Genomic DNA, 16323 nt, shown 5'->3' on the forward strand with positions numbered 1-16323 from the left:
TAGTCCCTTTTACCGGGGAAAGTCGGCGAGGGCTCCGTCGGCCGCCCGCTCCCGCTCCAGCAGGTTGCGCAGCGGGCCTTCGGCCTCGGCCAGCTCCGCGTACGTACCGCGCTGCACGACCGTTCCGCCGTCCAGTACGAGCACCTCGTCGACCGCCTCCAGGCCCGCCAGCCGGTGCGTGATCAGCACGGTGGTCCGGCCCTCGGTCGCGGCGAGCAGATCCGCCGTCAGGGCGTCCGCGGTCGCCAGGTCCAGATGCTCGGCCGGCTCGTCGAGGACGAGGACGGGGAAGTCGGCGAGCAGCGCCCTGGCCAGGGCCAGCCGCTGCCTCTGGCCGCCGGAGATCCGCTCGCCGTGCTCGCCGACCAGGGTGTCCAGCCCGTCCGGGAGCCCGTCGGCCCACTCCAGCAGCCGGGCCGCCGCCAGGGCCTGCCGCAGCTGCTCCTCGCCCGCCCCGGGCCTGGCCAGCCGCAGGTTCTCCCGTACCGAGCTGTCGAAGAGGTGCGCGTCCTGGGCGCACAGGCCCACGATCCGGCGGACCTCGTCGCTGTCGAGCGTGCGCGCATCGGTCCCGCCCAGGGTGTACGCGCCTTCGTGCGGGTCCAGGAACCGCAGCAGGACCTGGGCCAGCGAGGTCTTGCCGGCACCCGAGGAGCCGACGACCGCGATCCGCCGGCCGGCCTCCAGGGTCAGGTCCAGCCCGTGCAGTGCGTCCTGCTCCTGCCCGGGATGCCGGACGGCGAGTCCGGTCAGCAGCAACGGGAACGGAGAGGCGGGCAGCGGGGCCGGCCGCTCCGGCTCGGCGACCGGGACGGGAGCGTCGATGACCTCGTAGATCCGCTCGGCGCTGCGGCGTACCCGTTGGCGGTACTGGACGGCCTGCGGAAGGCCGTTGACCGCCTCGAAGGCCGCGAGCGGGGTCAGCACGGCCACGGCCATGGCCACCCCGGACAGCCGGCCGTCGTGGACTGCGTTCGCGGCCGCGGCCGCGGCGGCCACCACGGTCAGCCCGCACACGAGGGCGGAGAGCCCGCTGCCGAGCCCGGTGGCGGCGGCTCCCCGTGCGGCAATGGCGGTCAGTGTCCGGTCGCTCTCCTTCGCGGCGTCCTTGCGGCCGGCCAGCGCGCCGGCGACGGTCAGCTCTGCGGTCCCGGTCAGCAGGTCGGCGGCCCGGGTGGCGAGCTCGCCCCGGGCCGACGCCAGCCGCCGCTCGGCACGCCGGGCGCAGGCCCCGCTGACCAGCGGCACCCCCACCCCGGCGAGGAGCAGCCCGACGGCGAGCGCGGCCCCTGCCCCCGGCAGCAGCCAGGCCGTGAAGGCGACCGAGCCGCTACCGACGAGCACCGCGGTGCCGACCGGCAGCAGCCAGCGCAGCCAGTAGTCCTGGAGGGCGTCGGCATCGGCCACCAGGCGGGCCAGCAGGTCTCCGCGCCGCTGCTCCCGCAGCCCGGCGGGCGCGATGCGCTCCAGCCGCCGGAACACCGACACCCGCAGGTCGGCGAGCATCCGCAGCACGGCGTCGTGGGAGACGAGCCGCTCCGCGTACCGGAAGATGGCCCGCCCGATCCCGAAGGTCCGGGTGGCCGTGACGGCCACCATCAGGTAGAGCACCGGCGGTTGTTCCGAGGCCCGCGAGATCAGCCATCCGGAGACGGCCATCAGCCCGACACTGCACCCGACGGCCAGCGCCCCGAGCAGCAGACCGAGCCGGAACCGCCCCTGCCAGGCCTTGGCCACGGCGCGTACCCGCCGGAGCGGATCGCCCCCGCCCGAGTCGGCCCCGCCGGCCTTGGCCACCCGCTCGGGGGCGCTGCCGAGGATCCACTCCCCGGGGCCGGACGGCCCGTTGCCCTCCCCGCCGAGGCTGTCGGAGGTCCCTCCCGCGGCCCCGGACCGGGCAGGGGAGAGGGCAGGCAGGAGCCCCGCAGAGCCCACCGCCACCACGCGGTCGGCCACGGCCAGCAGCGCCGGCCGGTGGACGACCATCAGCACGGTCCGCCCCACCGCGAGGCGTCGTACCGCGTCGACCACGGCCGCCTCGGTCTCCCCGTCGAGAGCCGCGGTCGGCTCGTCCAGCAGCAGCACCGGCCGGTCCGCGAGGAACGCCCGCGCCAGCGCCAGCCGCTGGCGCTGTCCGGCGGACAGCCCGGCTCCGCCTTCACCGAGCTCGGTGTCCACGCCGCGCGGCAGCGCGGCCACGAACTCCCACGCCCCGGCGTCCTTCAGCGCCTCGGCAACGGCGTCCATGGACGCATCGGGCCGCGCCAGCCGTACGTTCTGCGCGATGGTCCCGGCGAACAGGTGCGGTCGCTGCGGCACCCATGCGATCCGCTCCCGCCACTGCTCGAGCGACAGCGACGCGAGGTCCGCGCCTGCGATCCGCACCCGCCCCGCGGTCGGCGCGACGAAGCCCAGCAGCACCTGGAGCAGCGTGGACTTGCCCGCCCCGCTGGGCCCGGTGAGGGCGACGCACTCCCCGGGTCCGACCGCCAGCGAGACCGGTCCCGGCGAGTCCTCGCCCCGGCCCTCGTAGCGGACGGCGACCTCGTCCATCTCGATCCGCAGACCCGCTGCCGGCACCGGTGCATCGCCGCCCAGGGCGGCGACCGGGGTCTGGAGCACCTCGAAGATCTCCTCCGCGGCCGCCAGCCCCTCGGCGGCCGCGTGGTACTGCGCCCCGACCTGGCGCAGCGGCAGATACGCCTCCGGCGCCAGGATCAGGATGACCAGTCCGGTGTACAGGTCGAGCTCCCCGTGGACCAGCCGCATGCCGATGGTCACGGCCACCAGAGCCACCGAGAGCGTCGCCAGCAGTTCCAGGGCGAAGGAGGAGAGGAAGGCGATGCGCAGGGTCCGCACCGTCGCCTGCCGGTATTCATCGGTGATCTTGCGGATCGACTCGGCCTGCGCCTTGGCCCGGCCGAAGACCTTCAGCGTCGGCAGCCCGGCCACCACGTCCAGGAAGTGCCCGGACAGCCGGGACAGCAGCCGCCACTGGCGGTCCATCCGGGACTGGGTGGCCATGCCGATCAGCACCATGAAGAGCGGAATCAGCGGCAGGGTGACCACGATGATGGCCGCCGACACCCAGTCCTCGGTGACGATCCGGGCGAGGACCGCCACCGGGACGACCACCGCGAGGCCCAGCTGGGGCAGGTAGCGCGAGAAGTAGTCGTCGAGGGCGTCCACGCCCCGGGTGGCCAGCGCCACCAGCGACCCGGTCCCGCCCCGAGCAGGGGATGCCCCGTGTCCGCTCAGCCGGCCGGGCCCCAGATCAGCGGCCCGGTCCAGCAGCCGGCCCCGCAGCTGCGACTTGACCGCCGCACTGGCCCGGTGGGCCGCCAGCTCCGTGAGCCAGGCGAGCAGACCTCGCCCCAGCGCCACTGCCGCGAGCACCAGCAGCGGCGTCCTCAGCGCCTGGCCGTCCAGCCCCTGCTCGAAGGCGCCGACCACGATCTCGGCGATCAGCATCGCCTGACCGACGACCAGCCCCGCCCCGGCAAGCCCCAGGGCCACCACGGCCGCCAGGAAGAGGCGGGTGGAGCGGGCGTACCGGAGCAGGCGCGGGTCGATCGGTTTCACGTGAAACATCCCCCAGAGCAGGGTCGGGCAGGACGGTCAGGGATCAGTGCGCATCGACGATGTGCTGCGTGCCGATCCGCTTGCGGAACACCCAGTACGTCCAGCCCTGGTAGAGCAGGACGAGCGGCGTGGCCACTCCCGCACACCAGGTCATGATCTTCAGGGTGTAGGGGCTGGACGAGGCGTTGGTGACCGTGAGGCTCCAGGCGTCGTTCAGCGAGGACGGCATCACGTTCGGGAAGAGCGTCAGGAAGAGCATCGCGACCGCGGCCGCGATGGTGATTCCGGACAGGGCGAACGACCAGCCTTCGCGGCCCGCCAGGTTGAAGGCGAGGGCGCCGACCAGTGCGACGACGGCGACGGCCATGGCGATCAGGCTCTTGCCGTCACCGCGCGAGACCTGGGTCCAGATCAGGAAGACGAGCGCCAGCACGGCGGTGACCGCACCCAGCCGGGTGGCCAGCGCACGCGACCGCTCCCGGATGTCCCCCACCGTCTTGAGCGAGGTGAACACCGTTCCGTGGAAGGTGAAGAGGGTGAGGGTGACCAGGCCGCCGAGCAGGGAGTAGACGTTGAGCAGGTCGAAGAGGCTGCCGACGTACTCCTTGTGCTCGTCGATCTTCACGCCGCGCACGATGTTGGCGAAGGCCACGCCCCACAGGAACGCGGGGATCAGCGAGGTCCAGAAGATCGCGTGTTCCCAGTTGGTCTGCCACCGGTCCTCATCCCGCTTGTGCCGGTACTCGAAGGCGACACCGCGGATGATCAGACAGATCAGGATGGCCAGGAGCGGCAGGTAGAACCCCGAGAAGAGGGTGGCGTACCACTCGGGGAAGGCGGCGAAGGTCGCCCCGCCGGCGGTGAGCAGCCAGACCTCGTTGCCGTCCCACACGGGCCCGATCGTGTTGATCAGGACCCGCCTCTCCCTGCGGTCGCGGGCGAGCAGCTTGGTCAGTACGCCGACTCCGAAGTCGAAGCCCTCCAGGAAGAAGTAGCCGGTCCACAGGACGGCGATGAGCACGAACCAGACGTCATGGAGTTGCATGGTGTGGTCCCCTCAGCCTCAGTACGAGAAGGCCATCGGCCGGTCGGGGTTCTTGTCGTCCCCGCCGATCTTGGTGGGCGGGTTCAGGTCTGCCTCGGTGAGCTCGGGCGGCCCGAGCTTGACGTACTTCACCAGCAGCCTGACCTCGATCACCGCGAGCACGGCGTACAGGAGCGTGAAGCCGATCATCGAGGTGAGCACCTCGCCCTGGGAGACGTGGGGCGAGACCGCATCGCGGGTGCGCAGGACTCCGTAGACCACCCAGGGCTGCCGGCCCATCTCGGTGAAGATCCAGCCCCAGGAGTTGGCGATGAGCGGGAAGCCCATGGTCCAGAGGGCGACGATCCAGTACCAGGTGGTGAACCTGGGGCTCAGCGCCTTCTTGAACAGGACCAGGTGCGGGACCTCGTCCTCGCCGGTGCGCAGGCCCGGCGGCAGCATGAACTTCTTCCGCGTGAGCCAGAGCCCCAGCACTCCGATGCCGAGGGAGGCCATGCCGAAGCCGATCATCCAGCGGAAGCCCCAGTAGGCGACCGGGATGTTGGGCCGGTAGTCGCCGGGCCCGAACTTCTCCTGTTCGGCCTTGTTGACGTCGTTGATGCCGGGGACGAACGAGGTGAAGTCGTCGTTGGCCAGGAAGGACAGCAGGCCCGGGATCTCTATCGCGACCTTGTTGTGGCCCTTTTCGACGTCTCCGTAGGCGAAGACGGAGAAGGGCGCGGGCGCCTCTCCGTCCCAGAGCGCCTCCGCGGCGGCCATCTTCATCGGCTGCTGCTTGAACATCACCTTGCCGAGCAGGTCACCGCTGATGGCGGTGCCCATGCCGGCGATGATCAGGGTGACCAGGCCGAGCCGCAGCGAGGTGCGCATCACGGGGATGTGCTTCTTGCGGGCCAGGTGGAAGGCGGAGATGCCGACCATGAAGGCGCCGCCGACCAGGAAGGCCGCCGTGATGGTGTGGAAGAACTGGGTCAGCGCGGTGTTCTGGGTGAGGACGAGCCAGAAGTCGGTGAGTTCGGCACGGCCCCGCTCCTCGTTGATCCGGTAGCCGACCGGGTGCTGCATCCAGGAGTTCGCCGCGAGGATGAAGTACGCGGACAGGACGGTGCCGATCGAGACCATCCAGATGCAGGCCAGGTGGATCTTCTTCGGAAGCTTGTCCCAGCCGAAGATCCACAAGCCGATGAAGGTCGACTCGAAGAAGAAGGCGATGAGCGCCTCGAAGGCCAGCGGGGCTCCGAAGATGTCACCGACGAAGCGCGAGTAGTCGGACCAGTTCATTCCGAACTGGAACTCCTGCACGATGCCCGTGACGACGCCCATGGCGATATTGATCAAGAAAAGCTTGCCCCAGAACTTGGTGGCTCTGAGGTACTTCTCGTTCCCCGAGCGCACCCAGGCGGTCTGGAGGCCCGCCGTGAGCGCCGCGAGAGAGATCGTCAGCGGGACGAAGAGGAAGTGGTAGACGGTGGTGATGCCGAACTGCCAGCGCGCCAACGTCTCTGGCGCCAAAGCTACGTCCACGTCGTCGTCTCCTTCGGTGCGCCGTGGTCACTGCCGCAGTTTGCCTGGCGTGCCCCACCCAATACAGGACGAAGCAGGACACGCTTGTGAACGCGTTCACATTCACAAGCATTATGTCGCACCGCTTCCGACGGCTTTCAGGCGGGGTCCCCCTAGCCAACACTTTCAACAGATTGTTGAATGCCGCTCATGAGGATTCGTATCTCCTGGCCCGCGGGCCAGCTCACGGCAACCCTTGACGAGACCCCGACCAGCAAGGCGCTGGCCGAGGCCCTTCCGATCTCCGCGTCCGCCCACACCTGGGGCGAGGAGGTCTACTTCGACACCGGCGTCTCCGTGGCGCTCGAGCACGACGCCCGGCAGGTCGTCGACCCGGGCACGGTCGCGTTCTGGACCGAGGGCGACGCCCTCGCGCTCCCCTACGGCCCCACGCCCATCTCGCGCGGAGGCGAGAGCCGCCTGGCGAGCCCGTGCAACGTGCTCGGCTCGTTCGACGGCGACCCCCGCCTGCTGTCCACCGTCCGCGACGGCGACCCGATCCGCGTGGAACTCGCGTAGTCCCTGCGAACCCACGTAGCCCCTGAGGGCTACATCTCCTTCAAGAACGCCTCCGCCGTGTGCAGGAAGATGTCGTTCGCCTCGGGCTCGCCGATCGTGACCCGCAGGCCCTCGCCCGCGAAGGGCCGGACCACCACACCGGCCTTCTCGCAGGCCGCCGCGAACTCGGCGGTCCGCTCCCCCAGCCGCATCCACACGAAGTTGGCCTGCGTCTCCGGCACCACGGTCCAGCCCTGGCCGAGCAGCGTCTTGTAGACCCGGGCACGCTCTCCCACCAGCGCCCCGACGCGGCCCATCAGCTCGTCCTCGGCGCGCAGCGAGGCGACCGCCGCGTCCTGGGCGAGCTGGCTGACGCCGAAGGGCACCGCCGTCTTGCGCAGCGCCGCCGCGACCGGCTCGTGCGCCACCGCGAAGCCGACGCGCAGGCCGGCGAGCCCGTACGCCTTGGAGAACGTGCGCAGGACGCAGACGTTCGGGCGGTCCCGGTAGAGCTCGATGCCGTCCGGCACCTCGACGTCGCGGACGAACTCGCGGTACGCCTCGTCCAGCACCACCAGGATGTCCGAGGGCACCCGGTCCAGGAACCGCACCAGCTCGTCACGGCGCACCGCGGTGCCGGTGGGGTTGTTGGGGTTGCAGACGAAAATCAGCCGGGTCCGCTCGGTGATCGCGTCGAACATCGCCTCGAGGTCGTGCACGTCCCCGTCCGTCAGCGGGACCTGCACGGCCGTCGCACCGGCGATCTGCGTGACGATCGGGTAGGCCTCGAAGGAGCGCCAGGCGTAGATGACCTCGTCGCCCGGGCCGGCCGTCGATTGGACCAGCTGCTGGGCCACGCCCACCGAGCCCGTGCCGGTGGCGATGTGCTCGACCGGCACACCGAACCGCTCGGCGAGCTCGTTCACCAGGACCGTGCAGGCCAGGTCGGGGTAGCGGTTGAACTGTCCTGCCGCCGCGACCGCAGTCTCCAGCACCCCGGACAGCGGCGGGTACGGGTTCTCGTTCGAGGACAGCTTGTACGCGACGGGCCCGCCCGCGGCAGCGGGCTTCCCGGGCTTGTAGGTGGGAATGCCGTCCAGCTCGGCGCGCAGCTTCGGGCTCTTCTCGCTCACCGCAGGTCCTCCTCGACCGTCCCGTACGACGTCGCCGTCGACTCAATACTGCTCACCTTATGAGGATTCCGCTCTTCCGAAAATGGCAGCGCCAGGATTGCGGGGGAGCGCACGCATATATGCACACGCCGGTGGCCCACGCCGTGGCGCGCATCCCTCGTACAGGTGAGTTGAGACCGGCCCGAGACCACACCGCTTTGGCATGCCCGGACCCGCCGACAAACGCACCGCTCACTCTCCGCACTCAAATACCTTTAATTCCAAGGTCATTGGGGGTGGCGAACCATGCAGAATCGTGCCTGTCAACGCGTGCATATGCACCCGGACCACCCACCCCGCCGAGCCCTACTATCGGCTCGCCATGACAGCAGCAGGGAAGCATCAGGTGAGCCGGACCGAGACCACCCGGCGGGCCGCCGGCCGACAGGGCCGGGCCGGCATCAGGGACGTGGCCGCCGCGGCGGGCGTCTCGATCACAACCGTCTCCGACGCGCTCAATGGCAAGGGGCGGCTGCCGGACGCCACCCGCCGCCACGTTCGCGAGGTCGCCGACCGGCTGGGCTACCGCCCCTCCGCCGCGGCCCGCACCCTCCGTACCGGCAAGTCGGGCCTCATCGGTCTGACCGTGACGACGTACGGGGATGAACCTTTCACCTTCACCGAATTCGCCTACTTCGCCGAGATGGCCAGGGCCGCCACCTCCGCCGCGCTCGCCCGCGGCTACGCCCTCGTCATCCTCCCCGCCACCTCCCGACACGACGTGTGGTCCAACGTGGCCCTCGACGGCACCGTCGTCATCGACCCCTCCGACCACGACCCCGTCGTCAGCGAACTGGTCCGCCAAGGCCTCCCCGTCGTCTCCGACGGCCGCCCGGCCGGCTCCCTCCCCGTCACCGCCTGGGTCGACAACGACCACGAGGCAGCCGTACTCAACCTGCTCGACCACCTCGCCGCCGCCGGCGCCCGCCGCATCGGGCTGCTGACCGGCACCACCACCGACACCTACACCCGGCTCTCCACCACCGCCTACCTCAGCTGGTGCGAGCGCGTCGGCCAGGACCCCGTCTACGAGTCCTACCCCGCCCACGACCCGTGCGCGGGCGCCGTCGCCGCGGACCGGCTGCTCGCCCGGCCCGACCGGCCCGACGCCGTCTACGGGCTGTTCGACCCCAACGGGACCGACCTGCTCGCCGCCGCCCGGCGCTACGGCCTGCGCGTCCCCGAGGACCTGCTGCTCGTGTGCTGCAGCGAGTCCACCGTGTACGCCAACACCGAACCGCCCATCACCACCCTCTCCCTCAAACCGCGCCGCATCGGCACCGCCGTCGTGCAGCTGCTCATCGACGCCATCGAGGGGGTCGACACCGGGCGCCCCGTCGAACAGGTCGTCCCGACCGAGCTGATCGTCCGTACGTCCTCGCAGCGCAGGCAGCCCCGTACGACCGTCAGTCCGCCCCGGTCACCGGCCAAGGACTGACCGCCACACCGTGAAACCGGCGGGGCCGACGGCCCCGCCGAGGATTTCAACAACTCCCATTTCGGGAGAAAGCGGCAGGAACTATTGGTTCCGCCCAGGATTCACCACCCCTGGTGCGTCACAGAGCGCGAGCCGCATTCCTATGATGGGCGCACGACATCACGGACCCTCCGCCCCGGAGGTCAGGAGGGTCCGCAGGTGTACGGCAGCGCGACGGTGGTGGAGGGGTCGATGACTCAGGGGGCCGGTCAGGGACCCGCGATGCGGACGGAGACGCTGCGGGACTTCCGAGTTCCGGTCACCGAGCCCGCCCCGTACGGCGTGCCCGGCGGGCTTCCCGACGAAGCGCCCGTGTACGGCGAGTACCCCGCGTACTACGGGGAGGGCGCGCCCGTGCCCCCGCCGCCGCCCTCGGGCCAGGCACCCGCCACGGGCGGACCGGCCGACGGGGACGACCTCGGCGACGGCTACACCCCCACGCACCGCGATCTGCCGATCATCGGCCGCGGCGGGCCGGGGGACACCGTCCAGGTCCAGTACATCCCGCAGGAGCCCGCGGCTGCGGGCCCCGGGCCGCTGTACGTCGTCGGCGACGTCCACGGCTATCTGGACGAGCTCGTCACCGAACTCCAGGCGCAGGGCCTCATCGACGCCGACCGCCGCTGGTCGGCCGGCAACGCACGCATCTGGTTCCTCGGCGACTTCACCGACCGCGGGCCCGACGGGATCGGCGTCATCGACCTCGTCATGCGGCTCTCCGCCGAAGCCGCCGCCTCCGGCGGCTACTGCAAGGCCCTCATGGGCAACCACGAGCTGCTGCTCATCGGCGCCAAGCGGTTCGGCGACACCCCTGTCGCCTCGGGCGCCGGCACCGCCACCTTCCAGGCCGCCTGGCTCCTCAACGGCGGCCAGCGCACCGACATGGAGCGCCTGGAGGACGTGCACCTGCAGTGGATGTCGCGGCTGGACGCGGCCGTGCTGGAGGACGGCCACCTGCTGCTGCACTCCGACACCACCGCGTACCTCGACTACGGCGACTCCATCGAGGACGTCAACGACACCATCCACGAGCTGCTCAACCGCAACGACGCCGACATCACCTGGGACCTCTTCCGCAAGTTCACCAAGCGGTTCGCCTTCCGCGACGAGGAGACCGGCCCCCAGGCCGTACGCGAACTGCTCGACACCTACGGCGGCGGCCGGGTCGTGCACGGGCACAGCCCGATCCCGTACCTGCTGGGTGAGGTGGGCACCGAGGACGGCGACGAATCCCGCGGCCCGGAGGCCGTGACCGGACCGCACGTGTATGCGGAAGGGCTCGCGATCGCGATGGACGGCGGGGTCACGATGGCGGGCAAACTGCTGGTCGTGCAACTCCCGCTGAACGACTGAGGGTTATCAGAAGGGGGGTAATTTCAGGAAAGCCCCTGTCACGGCGTGGCATGGGCGCTCTACCATCGCCCTATCCGTAGCAGGCTCTCCTCCGTTTGTGCCGGCGCCCGGGTCTACGCGGGCAAACCGGTCCCCACGGAGCATCGGGGGATGCACATGAACAGCGCTCCGCACCTGCTGACCGAAGACCGACCCGAGTTCGACCGGCTCCTCGACGAGGCGCTGCGTACCGCACACGACCGGCCCGAGCTCGCCGCCCTCGGCGAACGGCTGAACGCCGAACAACTGCGCACGATGGCCGTCGGGGCCAGCGCACTGCTGACGGCCGCGGCCGCGGCCGAGTACGACCACTACGTGAAACTCCGCGGGGAACGGCGCGACGAGGCCCTGTCCACCCCCGGATCGGCGGGTGCCGACCGGAGTTCCGGGCAGGACGAGGGCGACGACGGCGCCGGGGTCAGCGCCGTGGTTGCGGTGCTCGCGCCGATCCTGGCAGGCACCGCGATGCTGATCTTCCTGCTGGTGGGCTACGCCCTGAAGGCGATCGAGCCCGAACCTGCCTTCGCCGACACGATGCTGACGGCGGGTTGGCTCTTCGGCGCGCTGACCGTGGTGTCCCTGCTGTTCGCGGTGATCGGGCTGCTGGTGACGGCCGTCCGCAACCGCGCGACGGAGGTCGTGGCCGAGGACGGGGCGATACCCGACGAGCTCGCGCAGGCCCGCGAGGCCTGGCGGCATGCCCTGCTGGAGCGGGGCATCCTGCCGTTCCTGCGGGACGCGCTGGCCGATCCGAGTGCGGGGCCGGTGTATCCGGCCCCGCGCACGCCGAAGGCCGGGCGCATCCCCAACCTGGGATACACCCGGCCCGACTTCACCAGCCCCGGATCCCCCTCACAGGGACCCCGGCCCGGCTACACGCCTCCGGACTTCACCAGCCCCGACTTCGGCGGCCCGGAGACCGAGTCGTCCTGACAGCCGCGGCGGGCGGTCCGTCCCTGTTTCACGTGAAACATCGCAGAACGGGGCCTAGCCCGCCGACCGGTCCTCGGGGGCCCGCCGCCGCTGCGCGGTGTCGGTCAGGGCCGTCGGGCGCCACACGCCGTCCGGGTGGTAGAGGTTCGTCCCCGGCGGCACGATCTCGTCGATCCGGTCGAGCGCCGCATCGTCGAGTACCAGTCCGGCCCCCTTGACCAGCGAGTTCAGCTGGTCCATGGTCCGGGGGCCGATGATCACCGAGGTGACTGCGGGGTGCGCGACCGGGAAGGCGACCGCCAGCTCGGGCAGCGTGCAGCCGATGCCGTCGGCGAGCTCGAGGAGCTTTTCCACGGCCTCCAGCTTCGCGATGTTGCCGGGGATCGCCGGGTCGAAGCGCGCGGGAGTCAGCGCCGCCCGCCCCGAGCTCATGTCGACGGGCCCGCCGAGCCGGTACTTGCCTGTCAGGAAGCCGGAGGCGAGCGGACTCCAGGTCAGTACGCCCATGCCGTAGCGCCGGGCGACCGGCAGCACGGAAGCCTCCACCCCGCGCGCGAGGATCGAGTACGGAGGCTGCTCCGTCCGGAACCGCGGGAGAACCCGCCGCTCGGCGACGTGATGTGCCTCGACGATCTCCTCGGCGGGGAAGGTGGAGCAGCCGAAGGCGCGGATCTTGCCGGCCCGCACCAGGTCTCCGAGGACCGAGAGGGTCTCCTCGACGTCCGTCGAGTGGTCGGGCCGGTGCACCTGGTAGAGGTCGATCCAGTCGGTGTCCAGACGCCGCAGACTGTTCTCGACGGCCTGCACGATCCACCGCCTCGAGTTCCCGCTGCGGTTGCGCCCCTCCCCCATCTGGAAGTGGACCTTGGTGGCGAGCACGACGTCGTCGCGCCGCCCCTTGAGCGCCTTGCCGACGATCTCCTCGGACTCCCCGGCGGAGTACATGTCCGCGGTGTCGACGAAGTTGATGCCCTGATCGAGTGCGGCGTGGATGATCCGGGCGCACTCCTCGTGGTCCGGGTTCCCCACCGATCCGAACATCATCGTGCCGAGGCAGTGTGCGCTGACCTCTATGCCGGTCCCACCCAGACTGCGGTATCTCATGGTCATGGGGCCGCACTGTAGGAGTTGAAGTGCACTCCAGCGCAAGCCGTTCCGGCCCCTGGACGCCGCTCCGGGGAGTCCCCTCCTCCTCCCCGGAGCAGCGCCACCGCGGCGGTCGGGTCAGTCCGCCAGCGGGAGGTACACCCGGTTGCCGCTCGCCGCGAACTCGGCGGACTTCTCCGCCATGCCCGCCTCGATCTCATCGGCCTTCAGGTCTCCACCGTGCTCACGGCGGATGTCCTGGGAGATCTTCATCGAGCAGAACTTCGGACCGCACATGGAGCAGAAGTGCGCGGTCTTGGCCGGCTCGGCCGGGAGCGTCTCGTCGTGGAACTCGCGGGCCGTGTCCGGGTCGAGGGCCAGGTTGAACTGGTCCTCCCAGCGGAACTCGAACCGCGCGTCCGACAGGGCGTCGTCCCACTCCTGGGCGCCCGGGTGGCCCTTGGCCAGGTCCGCCGCATGGGCGGCGATCTTGTACGTGATGACGCCGGTCTTCACGTCGTCGCGGTTGGGCAGGCCCAGGTGCTCCTTCGGCGTGACGTAGCAGAGCATCGCGGTGCCCCACCAGGCGATCATCGCGGCGCCGATGCCGGAGGTGATGTGGTCGTACGCCGGTGCGACGTCCGTGGTCAGCGGGCCGAGCGTGTAGAACGGCGCCTCCTCGCAGATCTCCTGCTGGAGGTCGATGTTCTCCTTGATCTTGTGCATCGGGACGTGGCCCGGGCCCTCGATCATGGTCTGCACGTTGTGGCGCTTGGCGATCGTGTTCAGCTCGCCCAGCGTCTTCAGCTCGGCGAACTGCGCCGCGTCGTTGGCGTCCGCGATGGAGCCGGGGCGCAGGCCGTCGCCCAGCGAGTACGTGACGTCGTACGTCGCGAGGATCTCGCAGAGCTCCTCGAAGTTCGTGTAGAGGAAGTTCTCCTTGTGGTGCGCCAGGCACCACGCAGCCATGATCGAACCGCCGCGCGAGACGATGCCGGTCTTGCGGCGGGCGGTCAGCGGCACGTACGGCAGCAGCACGCCGGCGTGGACCGTCATGTAGTCGACGCCCTGCTCGGCCTGCTCGATGACCGTGTCCTTGTAGATCTCCCAGGTCAGGTCCTCGGCGCGGCCGTCGACCTTCTCGAGCGCCTGGTAGAGCGGCACGGTGCCGATCGGCACGGGGGAGTTGCGCAGCACCCATTCGCGGGTGGTGTGGATGTTGCGGCCGGTCGAGAGGTCCATGACCGTGTCGGCGCCCCACTTGGTCGCCCAGGTCATCTTGTCGACCTCCTCCTCGATGGAGGAGGTGACGGCGGAGTTGCCGATGTTGGCGTTGACCTTCACCAGGAACCGCTTGCCGATGATCATCGGCTCGATCTCGGGGTGGTTCACGTTCGCGGGAAGCACCGCGCGACCTGCGGCGATCTCCTCGCGGACGACCTCGGGGGAGACGTTCTCGCGGATCGCGACGTACTCCATCTCCGGGGTGATCTCACCGCGGCGGGCGTACGCGAGCTGCGTGACGGCCTGGCCGCCACGGCCCCGGCGGGGCTGGCGCGGGCGGCCCGGGAAGACCGCGTCGAGGTTCTTCAGACCACCGCGCGGCGAGGTGTGCTTGATGCCGTCGTCCTCGGGGCGCACGGGACGGCCCGCGTACTCCTCGGTGTCGCCGCGGCCGATGATCCAGTTCTCGCGCAGCGGGGCGAGGCCGCGGCGCACGTCGGTCTCGATCTGCGGGTCGGTGTACGGCCCGGACGTGTCGTAGAGCGTCACGTCCTTGCCGTTGGTGAGGTGGACCTGGCGGACCGGCACCCGGATGTCGGGGCGGGAGCCCGCCACGTAGCCCTTGTGCCAGCCGGGCTGGCGCTCGGTCTGGCCGTCTGCGTCCTGGCTGACGGCAGGCGTGCGTGCGTCCTGAATGGTCATGAGACCTGATCTCCCTACGCCGGCATTACCCGGTAACAGGTTCGGCGGTCGACGCAGCCTCTTCCCGTACGCATGTGTGCTGCGCGTACGGTGATCAGCGCCCTCTCAGCCCGGTGCTCCGAGCTCCCGCGTTGTGCAAAGGTGCCCCCACGCTAGCGTCATTTGTGGCGTGCTGAACAGTGGGCCCCCTCAACTCTTGCGATGATCTGCCGGTGACGTCCTCGCCGCAGCCTCCCTCCAAGCCCACCGAGCCCACGGGTCACACCGACCACGCGCACTCGGCCCCCGGGCATGACCACGGCCCGTCCCACGGCCCGTCCCAGGGCCACTCCCACGGTCATTCCCACGGCCACGGACCAGCGGCGCCCGTCTCGAAGCACCTGCGCAAGGTCATCGCGGCCGTACTGATCCCCTTCGCCGCCGCCGTCTTCGTCGGCATGGTGGTGCTCTGGCCGGGCGGCGCCCCCGCCCACGAGCGCTCCGGGGTGGGCTTCGACCGGCAGACCCAGCAGGGCCAGGTCGTCGCGCTCGAACAGGTCGACTGCAAATCCGTGAACGCCTCGCAGGTGCCGCCCACCGGCAACCAGCCCTCCACCCCGGAGGGTCGCGAGGCCCAGGCCGCGCAGACCGGAGAGTGCAAGAAGGCCACCGTCGAGGTCACCACCGGACCCGACAAGGGCCGCACCTTCTTCGAGATCGTCCAGCCCGGCGCCCCACGGCAGTTGGAGGACGGCCAGGAGGTGGTCGTCGCGTACGCGCCGGATGCACCGCGGGATCTCCAGTACTCCGTGATCGACGTGAACCGCAAGCTGCCGCTGGCGGTGCTGGCCGCCATCTTCGCGGTGGCGGTCGTCGTCGTCGGCCGGATGCGCGGCCTGTTCGCGCTGATCGCGCTGACCATCAGCTTCGGCGTGCTGACGCTCTTCATCCTCCCGGCGATCCTGCAGGGATCGAACCCGCTGCTCGTCGCGGTCGTCGGCGCCAGTGCCATCATGCTCATCGCGCTCTACATGTGCCACGGGCTGAGCGCCCGCACCTCCGTCGCCGTCCTCGGCACGCTCGTCTCGCTCCTGCTGATCGGGCTGCTGGGCTCGGTGTTCGTCGACTGGGCGTTCCTGAGCGGCAACACCGACGACAACACCGGGCTGATCCACGGGCTCTACCCGGACATCGACATGAGCGGCCTGCTGCTTGCAGGCGTGATCATCGGATCGCTGGGTGTGCTCGACGATGTGACGGTCACCCAGACCTCGGCGGTCTGGGAACTCCACCAGGCCGACCCGTCGATGGGGTCCCGCGCCTTGTACCGTGCGGCCATCCGGATCGGCCGCGACCACATCGCCTCGGTGGTCAACACCCTGGTCCTGGCCTACGCGGGCGCGGCGCTGCCGTTGCTGCTGCTGTTCTCGATCGCGAACAGCAGCATGGGTTCGGTGGCCAACAGCGAGCTGGTCGCGGAGGAGATCGTACGGACACTCGTCGGGTCGATCGGCCTGGTGGCCTCGGTCCCGGTGACAACGGCGCTTGCCGCGCTGGTGGTTTCCGCCGACCGGCCGGGATCCCCGGCCGCAGCGGCGGCCTCGGGGCCGGTCCGCGGGGGCCGGGGTCGGCGGCGCAAGCGCTGAGAGACCCGGGGTGCTCGGGGGCCC

11 protein-coding genes and 1 riboswitch are annotated in these 16323 nt (G+C 70.5%); of the genes, 5 read left to right on the forward strand and 6 right to left on the reverse strand.

Annotated elements, in window-relative coordinates; all coding sequences use genetic code 11:
• Nucleotides 1-9: 9 nt before the first annotated feature.
• From cydD to ACFYXK_RS14655, 3 genes are read right to left on the reverse strand one after another with little or no spacing between them, the layout of a single operon-like run.
• Nucleotides 10-3582 (reverse strand): thiol reductant ABC exporter subunit CydD, encoded by a 3573-nt coding sequence (gene cydD / locus ACFYXK_RS14645; protein WP_389411461.1) that lies wholly within the window; start codon nucleotides 3580-3582, stop codon nucleotides 10-12.
• Between the two features lie 43 nt (nucleotides 3583-3625).
• A complete protein-coding gene (gene cydB, locus ACFYXK_RS14650; protein WP_389411462.1) occupies nucleotides 3626-4627 on the reverse strand; it encodes a cytochrome d ubiquinol oxidase subunit II in 1002 nt (333 codons plus the stop codon).
• A gap of 18 nt (nucleotides 4628-4645) precedes the next feature.
• Complete coding sequence (locus tag ACFYXK_RS14655; RefSeq protein ID WP_389411463.1) at nucleotides 4646-6151, reverse strand: cytochrome ubiquinol oxidase subunit I; 1506 nt, start codon at nucleotides 6149-6151, stop codon at nucleotides 4646-4648.
• A gap of 189 nt (nucleotides 6152-6340) precedes the next feature.
• On the opposite strand from ACFYXK_RS14655, the gene ACFYXK_RS14660 reads away from it, so the two are divergent.
• Nucleotides 6341-6709 carry a cyclophilin-like fold protein gene (locus ACFYXK_RS14660; protein ID WP_266627638.1) on the forward strand — a complete coding sequence of 123 codons (369 nt, stop codon included), beginning with the start codon at nucleotides 6341-6343 and terminating at the stop codon, nucleotides 6707-6709.
• A 29-nt stretch (nucleotides 6710-6738) separates the two neighbouring features.
• Here ACFYXK_RS14660 and hisC read toward each other — a convergent pair whose 3' ends face one another.
• A complete protein-coding gene (hisC, locus tag ACFYXK_RS14665; protein WP_389411464.1) occupies nucleotides 6739-7821 on the reverse strand; it encodes a histidinol-phosphate transaminase in 1083 nt (360 codons plus the stop codon).
• 361 nt (nucleotides 7822-8182) lie between these two features.
• On the opposite strand from hisC, the gene ACFYXK_RS14670 reads away from it, so the two are divergent.
• The 3 genes from ACFYXK_RS14670 (at nucleotide 8183) to ACFYXK_RS14680 (ending at nucleotide 11662) form a co-directional block, all read left to right on the forward strand.
• Nucleotides 8183-9298, forward strand: a complete 1116-nt coding sequence (locus ACFYXK_RS14670; protein ID WP_030857788.1) for a LacI family DNA-binding transcriptional regulator — start codon at nucleotides 8183-8185, stop codon at nucleotides 9296-9298.
• A gap of 216 nt (nucleotides 9299-9514) precedes the next feature.
• Nucleotides 9515-10690, forward strand: coding sequence for a metallophosphoesterase (locus ACFYXK_RS14675; RefSeq protein ID WP_389411657.1), 1176 nt, complete (start codon nucleotides 9515-9517; stop codon nucleotides 10688-10690).
• A gap of 150 nt (nucleotides 10691-10840) precedes the next feature.
• The gene (locus tag ACFYXK_RS14680) at nucleotides 10841-11662 is read left to right on the forward strand and encodes a hypothetical protein (RefSeq protein ID WP_389411465.1); all 822 of its coding nucleotides are present in this window, start codon (nucleotides 10841-10843) and stop codon (nucleotides 11660-11662) included.
• Nucleotides 11663-11716: 54 nt separating this feature from the next.
• On the opposite strand, the gene ACFYXK_RS14685 is transcribed toward ACFYXK_RS14680, so the two are convergent.
• Nucleotides 11717-12766 carry an aldo/keto reductase gene (locus tag ACFYXK_RS14685; RefSeq protein ID WP_389411658.1) on the reverse strand — a complete coding sequence of 350 codons (1050 nt, stop codon included), beginning with the start codon at nucleotides 12764-12766 and terminating at the stop codon, nucleotides 11717-11719.
• Nucleotides 12767-12886: 120 nt separating this feature from the next.
• On the reverse strand, nucleotides 12887-14674 hold the full coding sequence (thiC, locus tag ACFYXK_RS14690; RefSeq protein ID WP_389411466.1) for a phosphomethylpyrimidine synthase ThiC: 1788 nt from the start codon (nucleotides 14672-14674) through the stop codon (nucleotides 12887-12889).
• Nucleotides 14669-14814, reverse strand: a riboswitch (TPP riboswitch). (Overlaps the previous gene by 6 nt.)
• Before the next feature lie 72 nt (nucleotides 14815-14886).
• On the opposite strand from thiC, the gene ACFYXK_RS14695 reads away from it, so the two are divergent.
• Complete coding sequence (locus tag ACFYXK_RS14695) at nucleotides 14887-16299, forward strand: YibE/F family protein (protein ID WP_389411467.1); 1413 nt, start codon at nucleotides 14887-14889, stop codon at nucleotides 16297-16299.
• Nucleotides 16300-16323 lie beyond the last annotated feature (24 nt).

The sequence above is a fragment of the Streptomyces sp. NPDC002209 genome, from assembly GCF_042890265.1.
Classification (GTDB): domain Bacteria; phylum Actinomycetota; class Actinomycetes; order Streptomycetales; family Streptomycetaceae; genus Streptomyces.